This window comes from Exiguobacterium sp. s21 (assembly GCF_018617975.1).
GTDB classification, from domain to species: Bacteria; Bacillota; Bacilli; order Exiguobacteriales; family Exiguobacteriaceae; genus Exiguobacterium; species Exiguobacterium mexicanum_A.
In genome coordinates this window covers 13,042-36,285 of the sequence record NZ_JACSLF010000014.1, presented here as the reverse complement: position 1 = coordinate 36,285, position 23,244 = coordinate 13,042, and the positions used below count along the sequence as shown (strand labels likewise).

Below are 23,244 nucleotides of genomic sequence, written 5' to 3'. Positions count from 1 at the left end.
AAATGATGCAAACTGAATTAACAGCCGAAGCCATTTATAAACAAGAATTCAAGACCGCCCTTCGTGGGTACTCACAAGAAGAAGTCGACCAGTTTTTGGACGTCGTCATCCGCGATTATGAGAAGATGACGAAAGAAATCGAACGGTTGCGCCAAGAGAACGAGTCGCTCCGCCGCGGTTCGAACGAACAAGCAGAACCGGTCAAACCGGCCCAGCCTGTCGCGTCGAACTATGACATGTTGCGTCGCATCTCGAATTTAGAAAAGGCCGTCTTCGGAAAACAGGTCGGCCCGAGCGAATAAAGTGAGGAGGTGGAGAAGATGTTACAAGTATTGACGGCCGTCAAAAAAGAACCTGAGAAACGACAGACGAAAGGCTTGTTCCGCACGAAAGAAGAAGTCATCGCACCGCCGAAGTCGTACACGGACGAGATCGTTGAGATCATTCGTCATACGTGTCGCTTTGATTGGATGATGATTGAACACGTCCAGCTCGGCGATGACGTTCTCGATTATGTGTTGGTCGGCCCGAAAGGCGTCTTTTTAGTCCGCATCAATCGGACGACGTCGGCCGTCCATATGACGAACCGTGACTGTCGTCTCGAGACGTCGCTCGGTTGGAAAAACATCTATCCGCATCCGATGGAAGAGCTTGAGCGGATGACGAAGCACGTCAGGAGCGTCCTGAAGAAGCAATGCGGACAGGCAGTCCCTGTCACGTCGTTCTTGATTTTCCCTGAGACATCCCGTCTCAAGGTCGAACGCATCAAAGCCAACTGTGCCGATACGTTCGATGTGATCGATGACGTCATCGCGAAAACGAAGCTCGAGCTGTTGTCGGAGGCGACAATTAAACACATCGCCTACTATTGCTCGGAGCGTCAAGTACATAAATGAAAATGGCGCTGAAGCTTCAGCGCCATTTTCATTTCAATAATTGTCGGGCTTGTTCTGCATCTTTACGATGGACGAACAAAGCGACCCGGTCGTCCAAGTTTTTTGCGAGCGGGCGGAACAGGCGCCCGGTCGGCAAGCCGTGTTCGACGCGACACGTGATGCCTTGTTCCGTCAAATACGTATAGTCGTCGAGCAGCGCCTCGCCTTGCTTGCCAAACGCCTCGCCGAAACGGACCCACTGTAAATTACGGACGGCGCGGATCGAGACGAGCACGACGAATGTGATGCCTAAGACGATAATCAATAGCGTTTCCAAATCCAAAGCGTTCAACCCCTTCTTTACATAATTTTAAGGGTGCAACCGCTTGAAAGCAACAACGATAGACCGGTATACTCAAAAGAAAGTGAGGGATGACGATGAAAACAACGATTCAATCGCGTCGCGAAGCCGTGACGCTGCTAGAAGACAAGCACGTGCTCTACATCCGCATCCATAACGGGCAGACCGGGATGATCAAACAAACCGAAGACGGAATCGTCGTCGCGATTCCGAATGAAGAGACGGACAAAGTCGATTTCCGCAAGTTAGAGGACATTGAAGCGTTTGAGGCGTTCTACGATTTGACGCTCTCGAAGCCAGGGACGCTTTATTATAACCAAGCGTAAACAAAGCTCCACTCATCTCGAGTGGAGCTTTTGTCATGGTGTCGGGAGCCAAGTGGACATCGTCTCTTGCAACGAATCAGGGCGCAGGTGCCGCTGTTTATGAAGCAAATAGCCGTCCGGTCGGATGACGAGCACGCCGCGCTTCATGAACAATGATTTCGCGAGCTCGTTGCCTTGGTCGAAGAAGGGACGACTCGTCTTCGAGAGCGTGATGATTTGGAAGAACGATTGATGATCGTTCAAATAATCATAGAGTTCGGTCGCATCACGTTTATCATCGTCTAGGATGAGCACTTGGAACCGGCCGTCCGCAATCTCCGAGATTTTGGTGCGCAACCCGTCATCGGTCCGGATGATCTCGATCTCCGGGAAGATCTTGCCCTTGGCGACACGCAAAAACGGAATTCGGGAATGCCCGGGATAAGACAAGTGCAGTTGGGCGATTCGTTCCGTTATTTTTTGGTTGACCAAGTTGACGCGCGTAAAGACGTCGGCGCCGAGCGCTTGGAACGGCAAGAAGACAGGCAACGTCGTCTGTAACACCTCAGTCGCCACGTTCGTCGTCTGAAGTACGTTACGAGCCACGTGTTCACGTTCGTCGCGATACGAGGCGACGACGCGGAACGGGGCACCAGCCTTCAAATGAAGCCACAACTTCCACCCGAGGTTGAACGAGTCGGCGATGCCGGTATTCATCCCTTGTCCGCCTACGGGTGAGTTGATATGGGCGGCGTCTCCCATTAAAATGACTCGATTGTGGATGAACGAGTCGACCATACGGTTGTGGACCCGGAAGAGCGAGAACCACTCAACTTCGTCGATCTCGACATCCATATGGCTTCGCTGTTCAATCAAATTGCGCAGTTCCGACTCATTGAACGACTCGTCGCTCGCGAGGTTCCCTGTGATGCGAATCGTGTCATCCGTGAGCGGGAAAACTTCTAAGACGCCCCGGTCGGAAAAGAAAATATGCACTTCTTCGCGCGAGATGTTCCATTTGGCTTTCATATCGGCGAGCACCCATGACTCTTTGAATGATTTTCCGCTAAACGGAAGGGCGAGCATCCGACGAATCGAACTGTTCGCCCCATCGGCAGCGACGACGTATTTGGCTTCGATCGTCCGGTTTGATGCATCTGACTCAAGGTGGGCGAGCACTCGAGACGGGTAATGTGTCAACGAGACGAGCGATTCACCGCGCTGGACGGAATGACCGTGTCCGTTTAACGCATCCTCTAAAATCGCCTCGGTCTCGTTTTGGCGTAGCAGCGTCACGAACGGGTACGGCGTGACGAGGCGAGAAAATTCAAGTTTGGCCGTCCATTGACCCGAGAAGTATAGATTGCCTTTCTCGATGGTCCGTGCCCGGCCGAGTACTTCCTTGGCGACATCGAGACGAGAGAACACTTCGATCGTTCGCGGTTGAATCCCGATGGCCCGGGAATTGTTCGACGGGGTCGTCTTACGATCAATGATTTCAAATGAGATCCCATATCTGGCTAACGTCAATCCGAGCGTGAGTCCGGTCGGGCCCGCTCCGACGATCAATACATCAACTTTTTTATCCACCACATCCACCAACTCCTATCGTTAATAATGATATTTCCGACATTTGATGCGTTTAAACGAGGAGACAACGGTGGAAGTGTAGAAACAAAGAGAACGAGGTGGAGAGAATGGACAAATCGTGGATCACGGAACAACAACTACGTGACAGTTTCTCGATGGAAGAAAACTATGAACAGACGGCAGCCGTTTTGATCCCGTTGACCGAGGTCGACGGGACGTGGCACGTCGTCTTTGAAGTACGCGCCCATACAATGCGGCGTCAACCCGGAGAAATCTCATTTCCGGGCGGCCGTCTCGATCCCGGCGAGACACCGGTCGAGGCCGCTGTTCGAGAGACGAGTGAGGAGTTATTGCTCGCCTTATCCGATATCGAAGTCATCGGTCGCCTGCAGCCGCTCGCGACGCCGCACCGGCAACTGATCTATCCGTTCGTCGGGGTAATTCCACTGCTACCGGACGTGCATCATACGGATGAGGTCGACCATTTATTTTCAATCCCGGTCGAGACGTTGCTTTTGCTAGACCCGTTCCATGGGGAGATGGAATGGACGATGAACCCGGATCAAAATATCCCATTTGAACGGATGGCAAATGCTAAAGCGTACGAAAAACGGGTAATTAAAATGAGAGAACCTTTTTATGAACATGAAGACTACATTATTTGGGGATTGACTGGAAAAATTTTGACACAATTTATTAAACGACTTAAAGAAAACGTATTCAAACCGATATAATTTCGTTATAATGATAGAAACAAATTTAAGATTGGAAGTGAATGGCTGTGTCTGTAGAATTCGTTGTGGGTGATATCGTCAAGTCAACTCGTGAAGGTTGGGTCGCAGAAGTGACTGCCGTATTGACCAATACGGTCATCGGGGACGTTTCCATCATGGAAGAATTTCAACAGCTTGGTCTCGAATTTGAGAAGCAAGTTTTACTGAAAAAAGATTTGGAATTGATCGAACGCGCCAGCTGACCTTTTAATCGAAAGGGATGATTCAGGTGTCCATTGACAAAAAAGTTCGTGAATGGGAAGAGGCCGGTTTACTTGATGAAGTGACCGGTCAGCGCTTGGTCGAATATGAACATAAGAAATTGGCGGTCGGTGACAAACGTGAGCACAAACCGCCTATTCTTGTGATCATCGGTTCTATTTTGCTCGCACTCAGTCTATTCAGCTTTGTCGCGGCCAATTGGCAAGCGATTCCTGACCTTGTGAAAGTCGCTATTTTCCTCGTGTTTATGGTCGGGATGTATGTGACCGCCGAACGCCTGCAAGTGAAGGCGTCACGCTATGTCACGCTGTTCCGGCTTTTAGGCGTCGCTTTCTTCGTCGCCACGATGATCGTCATCTTCTCCACTTATAATCTGTCCTCGCAAATTCCGCTCTTATTTTGGCTCTTCCTTGCCGTCGCTGTTCTGCATAAATTGATCTATAAGCATCCCATCTACACGTTCCTGGCCGCGCTCGCTGCCTTTTTGGCGGTCACGAACAGTTTTCAAGGCATCGGCATCACGTTGATCGCGTTCGGGTTCCTCGTGACCTGGGTCTGGTTCCATTACGGAGACAACGAGCTCGATCGTATCTTCGCCTGGTTCGGCTTTTATGGCCTCCTCATCACAATCGGTCAATATGCCGACTACGAAGGACGCTTTTGGCCGCTATGGGCCCTTGCTGCCTTACATGTCCTATTCCTTATCTATCGTGAGCGGGCCCAGTGGAATTATTTGTACCTCTTCGTCGCAGCTGTCCTATCGATCGGTTATTTAATCAATGCGACGGAAGGCTGGTTGTCGCAACGAACGCCCTCGGTCATCGAGGCGACGATCCTTTCGGTCATCCTCGTCGCCGTCTATTTACTTCACCGACGCCAGGACTTGATGTGGGTCAGTTTACTCGCTGTCATCCCGTTCTCGTTATTCGAAGACTCCGGCATCTTGCTAGCGGTGCTACTTGAAGTGGTCGCACTCGCCTATCTCGTCTATCAAGACCACAATCGCAAACCGATCGTGCTTGCTTTCATTTATTTCTTGCTCGTCCAAATGACGATCTACTTCATTTACGTTTGGGATCGACTCGACATTTCGCTGTTCTTCCTCATCGGAGCATTGATCGTCTTCGCACTGTCGCTCGCTTTGTGGTGGCGCAGCCGTAGCCGTACGAGAGGGGATGCTCAGACATGAAACGATTGACGCCTTGGCTAGTGCCGGTTTTGCAAGTAGTGATCGCTGTCGGTTTTATTCTGCTCGTCTATGCGGTCTCCTGGTTCGGAGAGACGTATACGTTCAAAGCGACCTCCTATGAGCCGTACGATCCGTTCTTTGGAGACTTTGTCTATTTGGAATACGATTCGTTCGACGGCAGACAAGATGTCGAATCAGGGACGGTATACGTGTCGTTCAAAACGGGGGACGACGGTTACGCGACCATTGATCGGGTCAGTTCACGGCCGTTCTTCGGTGGCACTCGTGCCAATTACTATGACCGGCAAGTGTATATCGATGACATGAGTTCGTATCGGGTCGCCGAAGAAGAAACGTCGGCGATCGAAGGTGCGAAAACGTTCGAAGTGGATGTCGACGTGGCACCTTGGGGCATGGTTCGCCCCCATGATTTACGCTCGATTGAAGCTGAAACAGAATGACAATCAGATTACAGATTTGTTACACGTTATGTTGTAACGAATCTGTAATTTTTTTCGAAAACGGTTGGTAACCCTAGGTTTATTGTAAATGTTACAGATTGTAACCAGTTCCTTCTTGATGTGTCAGAAATATTTCACTTCGTCAAAATCCCTTCTCGTGATTGAAACGACATGGTAAATTTACTCCTGTTCGTTAGATGACGAGAAAGGTGCTGACCTATTAATGCATTCCTTAAAATATATAATCGCGATTTTATTTGCCGCTGTTGGAACATTCGTGTTTGCTGCGAATGCCGATGCCGCCCAAATTGGAATCGGGACTGAACAGAAAATTGTCCAAAACCCACTTGAATTAGAACGTCAGGCCATTGAGTTGGAGCGCCAACAAGAAATCGAACGTAAGAAACGTCTTGCCGAAGAGAAACGGCTCGCTGAAGAAAAACGTTTAGCCGAAGAAAAGCGCTTGGCAGAAGAGAAAGCCAAACGTGAAGAGGCCGAGCGTGAAGCGAAAGCGAAAGCAGAACGTTTGGAAGAAGAAAAGCGCGTCGCTGCCGAAAAGGTACGACAAGAAGAAGCGAAACGCCAAGCCGCAGCAAAAACCGAGAAGAAGCAACAAGCGGCATCGAGTGCGACCGTGACACCGGTCTCGACACAAGGACGTGTCATTCAAGCCGAGTCAACGGCCTACACGAACGATGCAGTTGACAACGGTTCTTACGGGGGGCGCGTCTTGACGGCGACAGGCCATGACGTGACAGACTCGATTTATTATAACGGCATGCGTATCATCGCAGTCGACCCATCTGTCATCCCGCTCGGTACGGTCGTTCAAATCGACGGCATCGGCCAAGCGATCGCCCTTGATACAGGAGGACGCATTAAAGGGAACATCGTCGATTTACTCGTCGACACGAAGAGCGAGGCCATCAATTGGGGTCGTCGTCATATCACAATCACATTGCCATAATCTAAAGGTTCTCCTGCGGGGGAACCTTTTTTGTCTCGCCTCGTGGGTTGGCAGTCTTTCGACCGCGTCCCAGCACGTTTCATTGTTTAACAATCGTTGGAAACGGGCAAACTAATATTTGACCTTTATGAAAAGTTACGAGCCGAGGAGGGGTAGAGTTGATAGAATTCCAAAATGTATCTAAGCGTTACGAAGACGGGACGTTAGCCGTCAAAGATTTGGATTTAACAGTACGAAGAGGCGAGATTTTTGTCTTGATCGGCCCATCAGGGTGTGGCAAGACGACAACCATGAAAATGGTGAATCGACTGATCGATCATACCGACGGGAAAATTTTGATTGATGGGAAAGAGATTTACCAATTCGATATTTATGAGTTACGCCGCAATATCGGTTATGTACTTCAACAAATTGCCTTATTCCCTCATTTAACGGTCGAAGAAAATATTTCTGTCGTTCCTGAACTATTGAAGTGGCCAAAGCAAAAGACGAAAGACCGCGTGACCGAACTCATGGAAATCGCCGGATTAGATCCCGTCTTGCGGGCTAAAAAGCCGACCGAGCTATCCGGTGGACAACAGCAACGCGTTGGGGTGCTCCGTGCGCTCGCGGCCGATCCTGACGTCATCTTGATGGATGAGCCGTTCTCGGCACTCGACCCAATCAGCCGGGGTCAACTCCAAGACGATATTAAACGCTTGAACGATGAACTTGGGAAAACGATTTTGTTCGTGACCCACGACATGCAGGAAGCGATGAAACTCGGAGACCGTATCGCATTGATGCGTGACGGCGAGTTGGTCGTCGTCGGGACACCAGACGAAATCAGAGCGAGCACGGACCGGTTCGTCCTCGACTTTACACAACGCGGAAGAGGTGAGGTTGATGCTTGAGACATTCCAAAACCGACGAGGGGAACTCGTCGAGGCGCTCATCGAGCACTTGCAGCTCTCCGTCGTCTCCTTATTGATCGCGGTCTTGATTGCCGTCCCGCTCGGTATTTGGTTGACGCGCCGTAAAAAAGTGGCCGAGACCGCCATCGGTGTCACTGCCATCATTCAAACGATTCCTTCTTTGGCGCTCCTCGGACTGATGATTCCACTTGTTGGGATTGGCGCCTTGCCGGCGACGATTGCCCTCGTGTTGTACGCCTTACTCCCAATTTTACGAAACACGTTCACCGGACTGAACGAGGTCGACAAATCGCTCATCGAAGCGGCACGAGCTTGCGGCATGAAGCCGAACCAGAGCTTGATGAAAGTCGAGCTCCCGCTCGCCTTGCCGGTCATTATGGCCGGGATTCGGACGGCGATGGTTCTCATCGTCGGGACGGCGACGCTCGCTGCCCTCGTTGGAGCAGGTGGGCTCGGGACGTTGATTCTTCTAGGAATCAACCGGAATGACAACTACTTGATTTTACTCGGCGCCATCCCGGCCGCCATCCTTGCTCTCTTGTTCGATTTCCTGCTCCGACAAATGGAAGGCGCGACAGCTACGCGGAATAAGACAAAATTGATTGCTGTCTCTACCGTCTTGGCGTTAATCGTCGCGGCACCGCTCGCGCTCGGTCGCACGCAACAGACCGATCTCGTCGTCGCCGGAAAACTTGGACCAGAGCCTGAAATTTTAATGAACATGTATAAATTATTGATCGAGGAAGAGACTGATTTGACTGTTTCTGTCCGACCAAACTTTGGCGAGACGACATTCGTCTGGGGTGCGCTCCAATCTGGTGATGTCGATATTTACCCAGAATTCACAGGGACGGTACTCGCCAGTCTCGTGAAAGAGACACCGAACTCAAATGACGCTCGCGAAGTGTATGAACAGGCTCGTGATGCGCTGGCAGACGACGGCTATGCCTTGCTTGAGCCGATGCAGTTCAACAACACATATGCCATCGCCATCCCACGCGACTACGCCGAAGAGGAAGGCATCACATCGATTTCTGATTTACGAAACGTGCAAACGGACATTAAAGCCGGCTTCACGCTCGAGTTTACGGACCGGGAAGACGGATACCCTGGACTTCAGCAAGCCTACGGTCTCGACTTTCCGTCGGTCGTCTCGATGGAACAGAAACTCCGTTACCGCGCCATCGCTCGTGGTGACGTCAACCTTGTCGATGCATACGCGACGGACCCGGATATCGCCGAGAATGATTTGCTCGTCCTTGAAGATGATCAACAGTTCTTCCCGCCATATCAAGGGGCACCGTTGCTCAAGCAAGAGACATTAGACGAGCACCCTGAAATCGAGGACGCGCTCAATCAATTGGCTGGTAAAATTACAGATGAAGAAATGTCTGAACTCAACCGCCGCGTCGCGTATGGGAATGAGCGTGCTTATGACGTCGCACAAGACTTCTTGGAGCAGGAAGGTCTCCTATGAGAGCAATGATTATCTCGAATCCAACATCCGGTGCAAGTGAAACGATGCTCGGTGAGGTTGTCGGGACGGTCGAATCCTTGTATGACGAGATTCTGATTCGAAAGACGCTCGGACAAGGAGATGCTGCCCGCTTTGCCGAGGCGAGTGGGTCGTTCGAGCATTTAATCGTCATCGGTGGGGACGGGACCCTGCATGAGGTCGTCGACGGCCTCATGTCACTTCCGAAGGACGAGCGGCCGACGGTCGGCCTCGTCCCCGGTGGTACGTGCAACGACTTTGCCCGTGCGCTCGATTTACCAGTCGAACCGATTGAGGCGGCCCGGTTATTTAAGATGAGTCATGTCCAGCCCGTCGACGTCATGCGGGTCAATGATCGATATGGCCTCAATTTTATTGGGGTCGGCCTGATCGCCGACGCATCGCGACAAATCGATCCGCTCCAAAAAGAATCACTCGGATCCATCGGGTATTTTTTAGCGACAATCCGGCAGTTTCGTGAACTCGACCCGTTCGACGTCCGCATCGAGCAGGACGGAGAAGTCGTCCATGATGGGCCGATCAGTTTTTTGTACGTCGGAAACGGGGCATATCTTGGTACGGTACCGACAAAGTTACCGACCCAATCGTTCACCGACGGACTCGTCGAAGTCGTGCACAGCTCGGCCATCGGCTTTCCAATGATTCGGCAACTGCTTACGCAACAACTCGGACTCGAACATTCGTCGCCGGAGTGGGTCCATCTACAGATGTCTCAACTGACCGTCCATTTGAGCGAATCACAGATTATCGACGTCGATGGGGAACATTTTGAGGCGGACCGATTACACATCGATGTCTTGACAAGTGAACTGACATTCCTTGTCCCATCCCACTAAAAACCAGACAGAGAAAAGAATTCAGACTTTTCTCTGTTTTTTGTTGTTCTCATTTCTGAACCGTGTTAGTATTTCACTATTATTATGAAAATAGATATGAAAACAGGAAGTAGGGACGGCAATGGCGCAAAACTCGTTCGCCTCAAAAATTGGATTCATCTTAGCGGCTGCAGGGTCAGCGATTGGTCTCGGTGCGATCTGGAAATTTCCGTATGTCACCGGCACAAGTGGAGGCGGCGCCTTTTTGCTCATGTTTTTAGCGTTTACGCTCTTACTCGGTCTCCCGTTATTGATCGGTGAGTTCATCGTCGGACGCTCGACACAAAAAACGGCACTGCTCGCATTCAAAAAATTAGGACACGGCCGTTGGACGATCGTCGGTTACCTTGGTGTCATCGCATGTTTCTTATTGCTCTCATTCTACAGTGTCATCGGTGGTTGGGTCTTAATCTATGTCGGTCTCGGCTTGAGCGGGACATTGAACGGCCGATCGCCTGACGAATTTGGTGCCGTCTTCGGAGATGTCGTCTCGTCACCAGGCATCGCCGTGTTCGGTCAATTCTTATTCTTATTGATCACGCTCTTAATCGTGCTAAAAGGCGTCGAAGCTGGAATCGAGCGGATGAGCAAGATCTTGATGCCGCTCTTGTTCGTCAGTTTCATCGTCCTCGTCATCCGCTCATTGACGCTCGACGGGGCGATGGAAGGGGTTCGCTTCTTCTTGCAGCCTGACTTCTCTGCCTTGACGGGGGAATCGGTCTTGTTCGCCCTCGGTCAAGCGTTCTTCTCGCTATCACTCGGGGTTGCGGCCATGTTGACGTATGCGTCCTACATTAAAACGAAAGGCACACTCAATCGCTCGGCGAACATGATCGTTCTATTGAACATCGCCGTCTCACTGTTGGCGGGTCTCGCGATTTTCCCGGCCGTGTTCGCATCAGGTCTCGACCCGGCTGAAGGCCCGGCGCTTCTCTTCGTCGTCTTGCCGGCCGTCTTCAATCAAGTCCCGCTCGGTGGTTTCTTCATGGTATTGTTCTTCTTGCTGTTCACGTTCGCCTCGATCACGTCATCGATTGCGATGCTTGAAGTCGTCGTCGCCGGTGTGACCGACCGACTGAACGAAAAGAAACAGACGATGTCGAAACGGAACGTCACACTCTTGTCAGCAGCGATCGTTTTTGCGGTTGGTATCCCTTCAGCTCTCTCGTTCGGTGTCATGAGCGAGTTACAATTCTTTGATGGAATGACGTTCTTCGATGTGATGGATTACGTCGTCAGCTACGTTTTGATGCCGATCGGCGCGCTTCTGACCTCCATTTTCGTCGGATATGTCGTTGATCAACGCATCTTGAAAGAAGAGATTCAAACGTCGGATGTCGGTGTGAAGCTGTATCCAGTGTGGCGCTTCCTTATTCGCTACATCATTCCGGTGACGGTCGCCGTCGTCATGGTGTCGACATGGATCACTACGTTGCTTGAAACGTAACCTGTTTATTAAAAACATCCTCTCGCTACCTATGGTGTAGTAAGAGGATGTTTTTCGTTTAAAAAGGTTCAGGAGAAGGTGGGCTTATGCACTAAAAACAACATGATGAGAACACCTAGGGTAGCGATGGCAAACACCCACATATTCCGTTCTGTCTGACGCCAAATGGCATTGATGCCCATGACTGTCGCAGCGATAATGACCACAAGTCCTTCAATAGAGAAGATGTTCACTGTAATTCGAGATATACCTATGAAAGCTAAAGTAGTTTAGATGGCGCTCAAGACAACAAATAGGAAAAAAACGATGGAAAGTTTCCCAAATGAGATCTTTGGAAATGTAAATATGCTGTTCAGCTCCTTTTGTGCTTCGTTGAGACGAATAACAATCGTCTTGGCTTTGAGAGTACTTGTATATGAAGATGCCCTGTTATTTAAAAGCTAATTTCGAGTATTAGGTGAAGGATGGTCGAGACTATTTCGTTCTTGCGACCGAGAGAGCGCCAGGTATCATTATGCTAAGCTTATAAAGATGACGAAACTTTTTTTGAAGGGTCACGTAAGGTACAATAGAAGTATCATGAGACGAGGTGAAACGGATGAAAACATGGATGAAATGGGCCCTGACCGGGGCAATCCTATATTTTGCCATAAACGTTTTTGATTTTTCTTGGCTGTTTATCATCGTCGGGGCGCTCGTATTAAACGAAGTGTGGTCGACCAATAAACGCCGGAAACGGGCGCCGGCTCCTGTTGCCAAACGGGCCAAGAAGAAACTGCTGCTCGATGAAGACGAGCCGTTCGTTGGTTCGCGCATCTTGAAACCGCTTGAAGAAGCGGCACCGGTGCGTCAGTTCGAGGCGACCGACGACTTAGAGCTTCAATTTTTACAGCGGACGATTGAGCAAGGCTATGAAAAGCTACAACAGATTGACCGCGTCTTGCCGGAAATCAAGGACATCGACGTGCGGCGTGAGATGAAGGCCGTTTCGAAGGAAGCTCACGAACTGTTCGCCGAACTGTTCGAGAATCCACAAGACGCGAAACATGTTCGTGATCTCTTCACGTTCTATTTGGATTCGCTTGTGTCGGTCGTGTTGAAATTTAAAGAACTAGAAGGAAAACGCGTCGTCATTCAAGAAGAGACACGTGAACAGCTGATCACCAATATGCGACTCATCGTCGACAAGTTCAAACAGCAACGCAGCCGTCTATTAGAAGATGATGCGGTTGACTTTGAACGAGAGTTGATCATGATGGAAAAAGTATTGGCCGATCAACCAGAAGGGAGAAAAAAACATGACTTCATCGAATGAAACGAACTGGCAGTCATGGCCAGAAGAAGAGCTCACTTCACAGACGAAAACGAAGACGGAGACCGATGCGATTTCGGACCCGTCCGTGGACTGGTCATCTATGACAGAGAAACATGAGGTGCCGGCGATTCAAGTGAATCCAGATGTCCCGCAGGAACACCGGGAACGAATCACGCGCATCGCCGAGTCGATCGATATTAAAAAGACAGATTCCGTCATGTTGTTCGGTTCGAACGTGCAACGTGAACTATCACAATTCTCAGACCAAATCTTGACCGAGGTCCGGATGAAGGATGGCGGTGACGCCGGAAAGCTATTGTCCGACTTAATGCAGAACGTACGCAAGATGGACCCGGACATGTTGCAGCCAGAGAAGAAGAGTTTTATGGACAACTTGCCGCTCATCGGACGGGCCAAGAAGAAAGCCGAGAACTACAAACTCCAGTTTGAAAAAATGAGCGTCTATTTAGAAGAAGTCATCCATAATCTAGACCGGGCCAAGTTCGGTTTGATGAAGGACATCACGATGCTCGATCAGATGTACGATAAGAACAAGCGTTATTTTGAAGAGCTTAACGTCTATATCGCCGCCGGTGAGACGAAACTTGACCACGTGCGCAGCTATGAGATCGCCCCGCTCCGTCAAGAAGTGGAGATGTCGAAAGACCAGGTCAAACTTCAACAGTTGAACGACATGATTCAACTCGCGGACCGATTCGAGAAAAAATTGCACGATTTGAAACTGAGCCGGACAATCAGTCTGCAGATGGCACCGCAAATCCGGGTCATCCAACAGAACAACCAGATTCTAGCCGAGAAAATCGAGTCGGCGGTCGTCAATACGATTCCGCTCTGGAAAAACCAAGTCGTGCTCGCGCTCAGCTTGACACGACAAAAGACGGCGCTCCGCATGCAGCAAGACGTCACGAAGACGACGAACACGTTGCTCGAGCAGAACTCGAAGATGTTGAAAGACTCATCGATCGAGATCGCCACAGAGAACGAGAAAGGCATCGTTTCGGTCGAATCGCTCAAAGTGGCGCACGAGAACTTGCTCTCGACGCTCGACGAGACGCTCCGCATTCAACAAGAAGGACGTCAGAAGCGCCGTGAGGCCGAACGTGAACTCGATCGCATGGAGCACGAGTTGAAAGAAAAAGTTATCGAGATTGCTTCAAAAAACAAAGAGTTGCCAAAAGAGACTGGATATTGAACGAGGAAAGTCTGAGCTCTCAGACTTTCCTTTTCTTTGAGGAGGATAAGAAAATGGAAAAACAACGACTATGGGATGAGACGTGGTTGCAGTTCGCTGATATGATGGCGGTACGCCATTCGAAATGCGCCTCGAAAAGTGTCGCTTGCGTCATCGTCAAAGATGAGAAGCCGATCTCGATTGGGCTCAATGGGACGCCACCCGGGCATACGAACTGCAATGAGATCTTTTTAAAACGGGAAGACGGTTTTTATAAACGGGCCGAGTACGTGTCAGAAGATGCGGTCGATTTGCTCGAGGCACCGGTTTCATTCATCCATGAGGGTGTGACATTTATTAGATGTTCGGACCCATACGACCACCATAATTGGTCGAAGCAACATGAAATCCACGCCGAAATCAACGCGATCGGTAAGCTCGCCGCGGATTCGACGAACGCCTTCGGGGCGACAGCCTATGTGACCCACTCACCATGTCATGCCTGTTCGCTCGCTTTGATCGCATCACGCGTAGCCCGTGTCGTCTATGCGGTCGGCTATGAGCACGGTGACGGCCTCGATTTGATGCGTGAGAGTGGGATTGACGTGGTACATATGCCACTCGAAAAAAGTTTCAAAAACACATTGTAAACGTTTACATTCGATGTTATATTATTAATGTACTGCCAATGGTGTTTTACTCTTCCATTATTCGTCTCTCTTCGGAGGGACCTTTTTTTATGGCTAAGCACAGGTGAGACAAAGTTTACACATAATGTTCAATATTTCACAATCTTTTCGTAGGTTTCTTTCTTATAATGAAAGTAGATTAACGAGAGGGGAAATGTTACATGGAAAAACAAGTTCGTTTCACAGATGGTGCCTATGATGTGGAAGCGTTGATCACACTCGAAGAGGTGTGGGAAGATAAATTTGCCATCGGGACGCATAAAGAGCTCGCCGTTAAGTCATTAAAGATCAACGGAAATGAGGTTTCGGAGTTGAAGCACGTTCGGGCGTTGCTTCGCTACTATCCGACGCTCGGTGTCTCGGGCATCTTGCTAGCGCTCGATGGTGCCGCAGCTGAGATCGTCGCCTTATCAGGGGATACGGATCCGGCGCTCCGGTTTGTTGAACTCGTCGCGTTACAAATGGACGAGGCAGCGACGGAAGAGTTAAAAGACCTATACGCCGAGATGGCGGTCTAACTTTTTAAGGATGACACCCACGTCATCCTTTTTTCATTTTCGGGTTGCAATGCGGGTTCAGTATGGTATTATTGTCAATAGATGAAGAAATGGAACGCCATATCGTTATCGACAACCAAAAATGGGGATCTAGATAGCTAGATCGCTGTGAAAAAGCCACGTTCATAGGAACGTGGCTTTTTTTTGTATAATTTCGAACCCGGCGCCGACATCAAAGGCGATATGGGCGTCTGAACCGAGCACGAACGGGATGCCGAGTGCGGCCGCCTCGGACGCGACGTCAATGGCATAAGGTTGGCCGCAATCGGGCTTGCGGAGCCCGGCCGTGTTCAAATCGAGACCGAAACCGCGCGTAGCGATCGTTTGTAGCAAGCGCGTCTGGTCGTCCTGCACGTTCGAGCGGTCCCACGTGTAATTGTGTTGATATTTGATCGGTAAGTCGATATGTCCGATGCGGTCCACTTTCAAGCGCTCCCAAGGGAAGGCGAGGCCAGCCTCAAGCGCCGTGTAGTATTGTTTCATCACGGCCTCGAACGAGCCGACATGTTCGACGAGCACATCAAACGTGTCGGCCGAAAAGTCGATAGGCAGGAGCTCGTCGTCGACGAGGAGAAAGTGTTGGGACAAGATTGCTTCGTCTAATACGTAGGCATACGGCTCGAGCAACGCCAGCGTCTCGGACTCATATCCGGGCAAATAGTCGATCTCCAAACCGATGCGGAGATCAAGTTCGGGATACGACCGCTTCAACGTCTGCAAAGCTTCTATATAACGAGGGAGCAAATCGAGTGCCATCGCTGAATCTTGTTCTGGCGTCGGGTCCTGAAACCGGGCTGGGAGAGGAGCGTGCTCCGTGAACGTGAGCGTCTTGATTCCTTGGTTCAAGGCGCGCTTTACATACGCTTCGAGCGAATCGGATGAGCCATGCGGACAAAATGGGGTGTGAAGGTGACCATCACGGGTAAAGTCAATCATCAGTCGACATTCCTTTCGAGTTCGCCGGTTGACAGCAACGGCTTGGTTTGATAAATTTAACACACTACTTTAGTTTGGTAAAGTGATAATAAGATAAAGGGTGATGTTGATGATCTGGTTCAATACAAAAGGATCCATCCCGGAAGGATGGCACGAATTGCAAGGGGAAGACGTTCTGCGTCCGAAGCAGTGGATGTTGTCATTTTTAGAGCGAGCCGAGTCAAATGGCTACAGTGTCATTGAGCCGCCGCTCGTGGAATATTATTCGCACTATCAAGACTTGGCCTTGTTCGATGAGTCGGCCTATTATCGTCTGTTCGGGAATGACGGCGAGTTGCTCGTCATGCGTCCGGACTATACGTTGCAAATCGCTCGGAAGCTCGCCGATGGTCATGAACCGATGCGAGTCGCCTATGCCGGTGCCGTCTATCGGCGTACCCCGAAACATTCGGGTCAGCCGCATGAGCGTCAACAGCTCGGGCTTGAATGGATTGACGGGGACGCTCCCGATATGGAGTTGATCGCGTCATTCCTCAGTATGACCGAGCGGGTGTTGCCGCAAGACGGGCTTCGGATTCAAGTCGGCTCGGCTGCCTTGGTCGCGGCCGTGGCGGAAGAGGCCGGGATCCCAGAGCGGACGCTCCGTCAATATTTGGCGCTCCGTAACTTGGAATCACTTCGTGACCTCGCGGATACGTACCAATACCCGTTAATCGCGAAGCTACCGTTCTTAATCGGTGATTCGGCACTCGCTGAACTACGAGAAGTCGCCGAGCCAGGGTTGACGGCTGCGATCAATGAAGTCGAGCGGGCGGTCGAACATTTACGCGCCATCGGTTTGAACGTATCGTACGACTTTGGACAGACCGGCGATTTTGATTATTATTCAGGATTGACGGTGACAGGAAGCATCGACGGACGGCGCGTCCTCTCGGGCGGTCGCTATGATTCGCTATATGGACATTTCGGCCAGTCGCGACGGGCGTTCGGATTGTCGCTTGATTTAGAACAGTTAGGTGAGGTGATTTTATGAAAGTGGCCATCGCGAAAGGACGCATTGAAAAAGCGGCCCGAGACTATTTCGAACAAGTCGGATTAACCGTCTGGCCCGAAAAACGCGGCCGGGAACTGACTGTCGAAGTCGACGGGCATGAGTTCATCTTCGTCAAAGGGGATGACGTCTATAAATATGTCATGCACGGCGCGGCTGATGTCGGCGTCGTCGGAGGCGACATCTTGCGAGAGAAGACGCCTGGCGTTCTCGAAGTCGTCGATTTGCCGTTCGGCCGTTGCCGGATGGCGGTCTGTGGACCGAAAGAACGGAAAAATGGGACGAAAAAATTGAAAGTCGCGAGCAAGTATCCGAATATCGCCATCTCTCACTTCGCTTCGAAGCGACAGAACGTTGAAGTGATTGCGTTGAACGGTTCGGTCGAACTCGCACCGCTCACGGGACTCGCCGATTGCATCGTCGATATCGTCGAGACGGGGGCGACGCTTCGTGCGAACGACCTCGAGGAATACGAAACGATTTTCACGGTGAACGCCAAGTTCATCACGAGTGAGACGGCGCTCGCCAACGATCCTGATGAATTGAAGGCCTGGATTCGTCGTTTAAGCAAGGAGGAAGCGAAATGAGCACGGAAACGAATCGGAGCCGGCGTGAAAGCTGGGCGGAAGCGGTTAAGCCAATTCTCGAGGCCGTGGAGTCGAACGGAGATGAGGCGCTCCTAGAGTTTACAAAGAAATTTGACGGTGTCGACGTAATCGAAACGGTCGACTTGACGGCCTTCACGCCACCTGAAGCTTACGGGGAGTTGACCGAGGCGTTGACGCTCGCCGCCAAACGCATTCGCACGTTCCACGAGCGTCAGCGTCGTCAAGACGACGCGTATGAAGATGGCATGTTCAGACTCGGACGTCGCTTCATGCCGCTCGACTCGGTCGGCGTGTACGTACCGGGTGGGACGGCCGTCTATCCCTCGAGCGTCTTGATGAACGTCATCCCGGCGAAAGTGGCCGGTGTGAAACGGATCGTCATGGTGACGCCGCCAAAACCAGATGGCATCGACTTGTCGCTATTGATTGCGGCAAAAATCGCAGGGGCAGATGAGTGTCATCTGGTCGGCGGGGCACAAGCCGTGGCCGCGCTTGCGTTTGGCACCGAGACGATCAAACCGGTCGACAAGATTGTCGGACCTGGTAACGCCTATGTCGCGACCGCGAAGTCGCTCGTCTCTCACATCGTCGGCATCGACTCGGTCGCTGGGCCGTCTGAAGTACTCATCATCGCCGATGAGACGGCCAATCCGAAATGGGTCGCCGCCGACTTGCTCGCCCAAGCCGAACATGACGTCGAAGCGACGGCACTCGCTCTCGTCACGTCAGTCGAGTTGGCCGAACGGATCGAACAGGAATTGGCACGCCAGCTGGCCGAGCTACCACGCCGTGACATTGCGGTCGAGGCATTGAAACGAGGCGGGGTACGCATCATGTCGAGCGAACGTGCTATCGAAGTCGCCAACGAGATGGCAGCCGAGCACGTGCAACTTGCCGTCTCCGACCCGGAAGACTACATGCAAGCCATCCGTCACGGTGGTTCGTTCTTCCTCGGTCATGAAGCCGCGGAAGCGTTTGGCGATTACATCGCGGGACCGAATCACGTCTTGCCGACGAGCGGGACGGCCCGCTTCTCGAGCGGCCTCTCGGTCGATGATTTTTACCGGAGACAGACGTTCCTTCAGATGACGGAGCTCGATGAACGTGTCACACGCGCCGCGATTCGCATCGCACAACAAGAACAACTTGACGGCCACGCCCGAGCGATGGCGGTTCGATTGGAGGACGTATGAGACTGAACTATGAGACGATTCCCCGCTACATCCCGCAGGCGGTCAAAGGACATGCGTTGAATCAAAACGAGAGCCAATATGAGTTCCCAGAGCGGTTAAAGACGGCAATCCGAGAGCTTCCGCTCGATTTGAGCCATTATCCGGTCGATGAGTTGGCAGCGCTGAAACAAAGTTATGCGACATATGCTGGTGTGGATCCGCAACAACTCATGGTCGGGAGCGGCAGTGACGAACTGCTAGCCATTTTATGTCAGGCAATCCTTGACGCCGATGACGTCGTCGCCGCCCCGATTCCCGATTTTTCGATGTACGGCATTTATACGCATATCGCTCGCGGGAATTTTGTGCAGCCGGATGCGGACGGATTGTCGATTCAATCATTGCTCGAGACGATCGAGGCGGAACGGCCGAAACTTGTGCTCGTGTCGAACCCGAACAATCCGACGGGAAAGATGTGGTCACTCGATGAACTCGAAACGGTCGCCAGCCGTGTTCCATATCTCGTCGTGGACGAGGCATATATCGATTTCACGATGGAAGATTCATTCAAAGACCGACTCGCGGACCACGCGAACGTCATCATTCTCCGTACGTTATCGAAAGCGTTCGGACTCGCGAATCTGCGCATCGGTTTCATGATTGCCGACGAGCGCTTAATCGAGAAGATTGACCGGTTCCGTTCGCCATTCAACGTGAGCGGGCTGAGTGCGGCCGTGGCGACGGTCGTGTTGAACGACTCCGAATATATCGAGGAGTCGATCAACTTCCATCAAACGCAACGACAAAAGCTTGAAACGTTGCTCGCACCGATTGGAAACGTCTTACCGAGCCGTGCCAATTTCCTATACGTCAAAACACCGGACAGCGAAGCTTGGGCCGCCCGTTTCTTAGAAAAGGATGTCCATGTTCGCGCGTTCGCAGACGGGATTCGTGTCAGTGCCGGCACGGACGAGGCGTACCGCTTGCTTCAACAAACGATAGAAGAGGTGACTTCACTTGAGAACAGCTGAGACGAAACGAGAGACAAAAGAGACGAACATCGAGCTCAAGCTTGATTTGAATGGGACAGGACAAAGTGACATCAAGACAGGTGTCGGCTTCTTTGACCATATGCTGACACTGTTCGCGTTCCACAGCCAAATCGATTTGACGGTCCATGTCGAAGGGGATACGTGGGTCGACGCCCACCATACGGTCGAAGACGTCGGGATCACCCTTGGGCAGATAATCAATCAAGCGCTCGGCGACAAAGTCGGCATTCGCCGCTATGGCACGAGTTATTTGCCGATGGACGAGACGCTCGCGCGTGCCGTCGTTGACGTATCGGGCCGTCCGTTCCTCGTCTACCGCGCCGATATCAAAAATCCGAAACTCGGAGACTTTGATACCGAGCTCGCCGAAGAGTTTTTCCGGGCCGTGGCGATGAACGCCCGGTTGACACTGCACCTAGAGGTCCTCTACGGGTCGAACTCGCACCACATGATTGAAGGGTTGTTCAAGGCGTTCGGTCGCGCCCTCGCCGAGGCGATTGGGCAAGACGGGTCGAATCGATTGCCGTCGACGAAAGGACTGATCGAAGGATGAAAATCGCGGTCATCGATTATGGAATGGGTAACGTGTTCAACGTCGAACGGGCACTCCAAGCTATCGGCTGTTACGTCATCATCACGAACGATCCAGTGGAAATCGAGGCAGCTGATGCCATCTTGCTGCCTGGGGTCGGAGCGTTCCCGCAGGCGATGCAATCGCTGAGCGAGACGGGGCTGATTCCGCTGTTGAAACGGTCGGCACAGGAAAAACCGTTCCTTGGCATCTGTCTCGGCATGCAACTCTTATTCGAGTCGAGCACGGAAGGGGTGCCGACGAAAGGACTCGGTTTGATTGAAGGGCGCGTCGAGCGGATGCGGGCGAAACGTCTGCCACACGTCGGATGGAACTCGATTTTGCGAGACGAGGACGTCTATTTCGTCCACTCGTATCACGTCGTGACCGACCCGGTCCATGTGATCGCTTCTGCCGATTATATGGGTGAAACCGTGCCAGCCATCGTGCAAAAAGGACTCGTCACGGGGATGCAGTTTCATCCCGAGAAGAGCGGCGCGTTCGGATTAAGTTTATTGACAGAATGGAAGGAGGCGGTCGAACGTGAGATTACTACCGGCCATTGATTTGATTGACGGAAAAATCGTCCGCTTGACGGAAGGCGATTTCAATACAGAAGAACAGTATGGCGACCCATACGAAAAATTGAAGGAATGGCAAGGGCGCGTTCCGATGCTTCACTTGATTGATCTCGAAGGGGCGAAAGCCGGCGAACCGAGACATCTTGATGTCGTCCGATTCGCCAAATCGTGCGGCTTCTTCGTCCAGACCGGCGGAGGCATCCGTTCCGAGGAAGCGCTCGATGCGGTCATGGCGACCGGCGCCGACCGTATCTTGCTTGGGACAAAGGCGTTTACAGACCCGGATTTCTTGGACCGGGCGCTCGCGAAGTACGGGGATCGTGTCGCCGTCGCCCTCGACGCCTATGATGGCATCGTCGCCGTCAACGGATGGCAAGAAGCGACCGACTTAAAAGATATCGATGCCGCGAAAGAACTCGTCGACCGTGGGGTCAAGACGATTCTCTATACGGATATCGGTTCGGACGGGAAATTGAACGGACCGAACCTCGAGCGGATGAAGGCGCTCCGTGATGCTGTTTCAGTCACGATCATCGCCTCGGGTGGCGTGACGACCGAGGCTGACGTCGAGGCGCTTCAAGCGGCCGGCATCGACGAGGCGGTCGTCGGGAAGGCACTACTCTCCGGACAAGTCAGTCTTGATGACTTGATCGAGTGGGAGGCGCGCCATGCTTAAACGTCGCATCATTCCGTGTCTTGATGTGAAAGACGGTCGTGTCGTCAAAGGGATCGAGTTTATCGCGTTACGTGACATCGGCGACCCGGTCGAGATTGCCAAGTATTATGACGCCTCCGGTGCGGATGAGCTCGTGTTTCTCGATATCACCGCGAGTACGGAACGCCGGCAGACGATGCTTGACGTCGTCAGTGCTGTCGCCCGGAAAGTGTTCATTCCGCTCACGGTCGGTGGCGGCATCCGGTCGCTTGAGGATATTTCCTCGCTCTTAAAAGCTGGGGCCGATAAAGTGTCGCTCAACACGCTCGCCGTCGAATCACCCGATTTGATCAAACGAGCGGCCGAGCGGTTCGGGTCACAATGTATCGTCATCGCCATCGACGTTAAGTTCGAAGACGACGATTACTTCGTCTATACGTATGGCGGGAAGAACCGGACCGAGTTGCGGGCCGTCGATTGGGCAAAGCAAGTGGCCGCACTTGGGGCGGGTGAACTGCTCGTCACGTCGATGAATCAGGATGGAAAGCAGAGCGGCTACGATTTGCGAATCCTTGATTTGCTCCGGGACGCCGTCGATATCCCGATTATCGCCTCTGGCGGTGCCGGGAACGCGAATCACGTCGTCGACGCGCTCGAGAAGGTCGATGCGGCGCTACTCGCCTCGATTTTGCATGACCGGAAAACGACAGTGGAAGAGGTGAAACACGTATGCAGCGAGCACAACTTGCCGATGCGGTTCGTTACGACGACAATGGATTGATCCCGGCCATCATCGTGTCGACCAAAGACGACGCCGTCCTCATGTTAGGCTACATGAACGAGGAGGCGATTCAGAAGACGCTCAAGACGAACACGGTCACGTTCTGGTCACGTTCAAAAGGGCGACTTTGGATGAAAGGGGAATCGAGCGGGAATACGCTCGAACTCGAGAGCATCCACGTCGATTGCGATCAAGACGCGTTGTTGGTCCGTGTCCGTGCCAATGGGCCGACGTGCCATACAGGAAATCGAAGCTGCTTTTTCACGGAGGTGGAAGGATGATTCACGAATTAGAGAAGTTGATTCAAGAACGACAGGCGTCACCGAAAGAAGGGTCGTATACATCTTATTTATTCGACCAAGGTGTCGACAAGATTGCCAAGAAGTTTGGGGAAGAGTCGTTCGAGGTCGTCATCGCGGCGCTGAACGATGAAAATTTGGTCGAAGAGTCGGCCGATCTCTTGTACCACCTGCTCGTCTTGCTCGCCGCCAAAGGCGTGTCATTACAAGACGTTGAGGCGCTCCTCGCCAAACGGCACGGGACGACGACTCCGGCGAAACCACGCCGAGACGTCACCGACTGGTAACAC

General features: G+C 51.9%; 26 protein-coding genes and 2 pseudogenes. 25 read left to right on the top strand and 3 right to left on the bottom strand.

Annotation, left to right across the window (positions count from 1 at the left end):
- Positions 1–5 precede the first annotated feature (5 nt).
- Both gpsB and KNP06_RS13515 read left to right on the top strand, forming a co-directional pair.
- A complete protein-coding gene (gene gpsB / locus KNP06_RS13520) occupies positions 6–302 on the top strand; it encodes a cell division regulator GpsB (protein WP_034777365.1) in 297 nt (98 codons plus the stop codon).
- An 18-nt stretch (positions 303–320) separates the two neighbouring features.
- A complete protein-coding gene (locus KNP06_RS13515; RefSeq protein ID WP_214789400.1) occupies positions 321–896 on the top strand; it encodes an NERD domain-containing protein in 576 nt (191 codons plus the stop codon).
- A gap of 28 nt (positions 897–924) precedes the next feature.
- On the opposite strand, the gene KNP06_RS13510 is transcribed toward KNP06_RS13515, so the two are convergent.
- Entirely contained in the window at positions 925–1,218 is a 294-nt protein-coding gene (locus KNP06_RS13510) for a hypothetical protein (RefSeq protein ID WP_235420186.1), read from the bottom strand.
- 95 nt (positions 1,219–1,313) lie between these two features.
- On the opposite strand from KNP06_RS13510, the gene KNP06_RS13505 reads away from it, so the two are divergent.
- On the top strand, positions 1,314–1,562 hold the full coding sequence (locus KNP06_RS13505; protein ID WP_034779838.1) for a hypothetical protein: 249 nt from the start codon (positions 1,314–1,316) through the stop codon (positions 1,560–1,562).
- Between the two features lie 33 nt (positions 1,563–1,595).
- Here the strand turns inward: KNP06_RS13505 and KNP06_RS13500 are convergent, their stop codons facing one another.
- Positions 1,596–3,134 carry an FAD-dependent monooxygenase gene (locus KNP06_RS13500; protein WP_353048615.1) on the bottom strand — a complete coding sequence of 513 codons (1,539 nt, stop codon included), beginning with the start codon at positions 3,132–3,134 and terminating at the stop codon, positions 1,596–1,598.
- A 104-nt stretch (positions 3,135–3,238) separates the two neighbouring features.
- Here KNP06_RS13500 and KNP06_RS13495 point away from each other — a divergent pair, with 104 nt between their 5' ends.
- The 13 genes and pseudogenes from KNP06_RS13495 to KNP06_RS13435 all read left to right on the top strand — a co-directional run bounded on the left by KNP06_RS13495 (position 3,239) and on the right by KNP06_RS13435 (position 15,209).
- Positions 3,239–3,865, top strand: a complete 627-nt coding sequence (locus KNP06_RS13495; protein WP_214709992.1) for an NUDIX hydrolase — start codon at positions 3,239–3,241, stop codon at positions 3,863–3,865.
- A 41-nt stretch (positions 3,866–3,906) separates the two neighbouring features.
- The gene (locus KNP06_RS13490) at positions 3,907–4,107 is read left to right on the top strand and encodes a DUF2187 family protein (RefSeq protein WP_214710973.1); all 201 of its coding nucleotides are present in this window, start codon (positions 3,907–3,909) and stop codon (positions 4,105–4,107) included.
- 17 nt (positions 4,108–4,124) lie between these two features.
- A complete protein-coding gene (locus KNP06_RS13485; RefSeq protein ID WP_214789395.1) occupies positions 4,125–5,315 on the top strand; it encodes a DUF2157 domain-containing protein in 1,191 nt (396 codons plus the stop codon).
- Positions 5,312–5,776: a GDYXXLXY domain-containing protein gene (locus tag KNP06_RS13480; RefSeq protein ID WP_034777369.1), complete on the top strand. Its 465-nt coding sequence runs from the start codon at positions 5,312–5,314 to the stop codon at positions 5,774–5,776. Before KNP06_RS13485 ends, KNP06_RS13480 begins: the two co-directional genes overlap by 4 nt.
- Positions 5,777–5,999: 223 nt before the next feature.
- Positions 6,000–6,743: a 3D domain-containing protein gene (locus KNP06_RS13475; RefSeq protein WP_214710975.1), complete on the top strand. Its 744-nt coding sequence runs from the start codon at positions 6,000–6,002 to the stop codon at positions 6,741–6,743.
- Between the two features lie 158 nt (positions 6,744–6,901).
- A pseudogene (locus KNP06_RS13470) lies at positions 6,902–7,618 on the top strand (ABC transporter ATP-binding protein); the annotation flags it as partial.
- Positions 7,619–7,628: 10 nt separating this feature from the next.
- On the top strand, positions 7,629–9,134 hold the full coding sequence (locus tag KNP06_RS13465) for an ABC transporter permease/substrate-binding protein (RefSeq protein WP_034777372.1): 1,506 nt from the start codon (positions 7,629–7,631) through the stop codon (positions 9,132–9,134).
- The gene (locus tag KNP06_RS13460; RefSeq protein WP_214789391.1) at positions 9,131–10,009 is read left to right on the top strand and encodes a diacylglycerol/lipid kinase family protein; all 879 of its coding nucleotides are present in this window, start codon (positions 9,131–9,133) and stop codon (positions 10,007–10,009) included. Before KNP06_RS13465 ends, KNP06_RS13460 begins: the two co-directional genes overlap by 4 nt.
- Positions 10,010–10,130: 121 nt before the next feature.
- Complete coding sequence (locus KNP06_RS13455) at positions 10,131–11,495, top strand: sodium-dependent transporter (RefSeq protein WP_214710978.1); 1,365 nt, start codon at positions 10,131–10,133, stop codon at positions 11,493–11,495.
- 598 nt (positions 11,496–12,093) lie between these two features.
- Positions 12,094–12,810 (top strand): 5-bromo-4-chloroindolyl phosphate hydrolysis family protein, encoded by a 717-nt coding sequence (locus tag KNP06_RS13450; RefSeq protein WP_214710979.1) that lies wholly within the window; start codon positions 12,094–12,096, stop codon positions 12,808–12,810.
- Entirely contained in the window at positions 12,794–14,023 is a 1,230-nt protein-coding gene (locus tag KNP06_RS13445) for a toxic anion resistance protein (RefSeq protein WP_034777376.1), read from the top strand. Before KNP06_RS13450 ends, KNP06_RS13445 begins: the two co-directional genes overlap by 17 nt.
- A 53-nt stretch (positions 14,024–14,076) precedes the next feature.
- Positions 14,077–14,652 (top strand): deoxycytidylate deaminase, encoded by a 576-nt coding sequence (locus KNP06_RS13440; protein WP_034777377.1) that lies wholly within the window; start codon positions 14,077–14,079, stop codon positions 14,650–14,652.
- A 200-nt stretch (positions 14,653–14,852) separates the two neighbouring features.
- On the top strand, positions 14,853–15,209 hold the full coding sequence (locus KNP06_RS13435; RefSeq protein WP_034777378.1) for a hypothetical protein: 357 nt from the start codon (positions 14,853–14,855) through the stop codon (positions 15,207–15,209).
- A 162-nt stretch (positions 15,210–15,371) separates the two neighbouring features.
- Here KNP06_RS13435 and hisJ read toward each other — a convergent pair whose 3' ends face one another.
- Entirely contained in the window at positions 15,372–16,184 is an 813-nt protein-coding gene (hisJ, locus tag KNP06_RS13430; RefSeq protein WP_214710980.1) for a histidinol-phosphatase HisJ, read from the bottom strand.
- 109 nt (positions 16,185–16,293) lie between these two features.
- On the opposite strand from hisJ, the gene KNP06_RS13425 reads away from it, so the two are divergent.
- The 9 genes and pseudogenes from KNP06_RS13425 (at position 16,294) to hisIE (ending at position 23,241) form a co-directional block, all read left to right on the top strand.
- Positions 16,294–17,217, top strand: a complete 924-nt coding sequence (locus tag KNP06_RS13425) for an ATP phosphoribosyltransferase regulatory subunit (protein ID WP_214710981.1) — start codon at positions 16,294–16,296, stop codon at positions 17,215–17,217.
- Positions 17,214–17,822 carry an ATP phosphoribosyltransferase gene (hisG, locus tag KNP06_RS13420; RefSeq protein ID WP_034777382.1) on the top strand — a complete coding sequence of 203 codons (609 nt, stop codon included), beginning with the start codon at positions 17,214–17,216 and terminating at the stop codon, positions 17,820–17,822. Before KNP06_RS13425 ends, hisG begins: the two co-directional genes overlap by 4 nt.
- On the top strand, positions 17,777–19,036 hold the full coding sequence (gene hisD / locus KNP06_RS13415; protein WP_374224091.1) for a histidinol dehydrogenase: 1,260 nt from the start codon (positions 17,777–17,779) through the stop codon (positions 19,034–19,036). The genes hisG and hisD overlap by 46 nt, the downstream gene beginning before the upstream one ends.
- Positions 19,033–20,046, top strand: coding sequence for a pyridoxal phosphate-dependent aminotransferase (locus KNP06_RS13410; protein ID WP_214710983.1), 1,014 nt, complete (start codon positions 19,033–19,035; stop codon positions 20,044–20,046). The genes hisD and KNP06_RS13410 overlap by 4 nt, the downstream gene beginning before the upstream one ends.
- Positions 20,033–20,620 (top strand): imidazoleglycerol-phosphate dehydratase HisB, encoded by a 588-nt coding sequence (gene hisB, locus KNP06_RS13405; protein WP_138859524.1) that lies wholly within the window; start codon positions 20,033–20,035, stop codon positions 20,618–20,620. The genes KNP06_RS13410 and hisB overlap by 14 nt, the downstream gene beginning before the upstream one ends.
- Positions 20,617–21,204, top strand: a complete 588-nt coding sequence (gene hisH / locus KNP06_RS13400) for an imidazole glycerol phosphate synthase subunit HisH (protein ID WP_214789389.1) — start codon at positions 20,617–20,619, stop codon at positions 21,202–21,204. Before hisB ends, hisH begins: the two co-directional genes overlap by 4 nt.
- On the top strand, positions 21,182–21,895 hold the full coding sequence (gene hisA, locus KNP06_RS13395) for a 1-(5-phosphoribosyl)-5-[(5-phosphoribosylamino)methylideneamino]imidazole-4-carboxamide isomerase (protein ID WP_214710985.1): 714 nt from the start codon (positions 21,182–21,184) through the stop codon (positions 21,893–21,895). Before hisH ends, hisA begins: the two co-directional genes overlap by 23 nt.
- The gene (gene hisF, locus KNP06_RS13390) at positions 21,888–22,655 is read left to right on the top strand and encodes an imidazole glycerol phosphate synthase subunit HisF (RefSeq protein WP_214710986.1); all 768 of its coding nucleotides are present in this window, start codon (positions 21,888–21,890) and stop codon (positions 22,653–22,655) included. Before hisA ends, hisF begins: the two co-directional genes overlap by 8 nt.
- Positions 22,604–23,241, top strand: a pseudogene (gene hisIE, locus KNP06_RS15525) (bifunctional phosphoribosyl-AMP cyclohydrolase/phosphoribosyl-ATP diphosphatase HisIE). Before hisF ends, hisIE begins: the two are co-directional and overlap by 52 nt.
- Positions 23,242–23,244 lie beyond the last annotated feature (3 nt).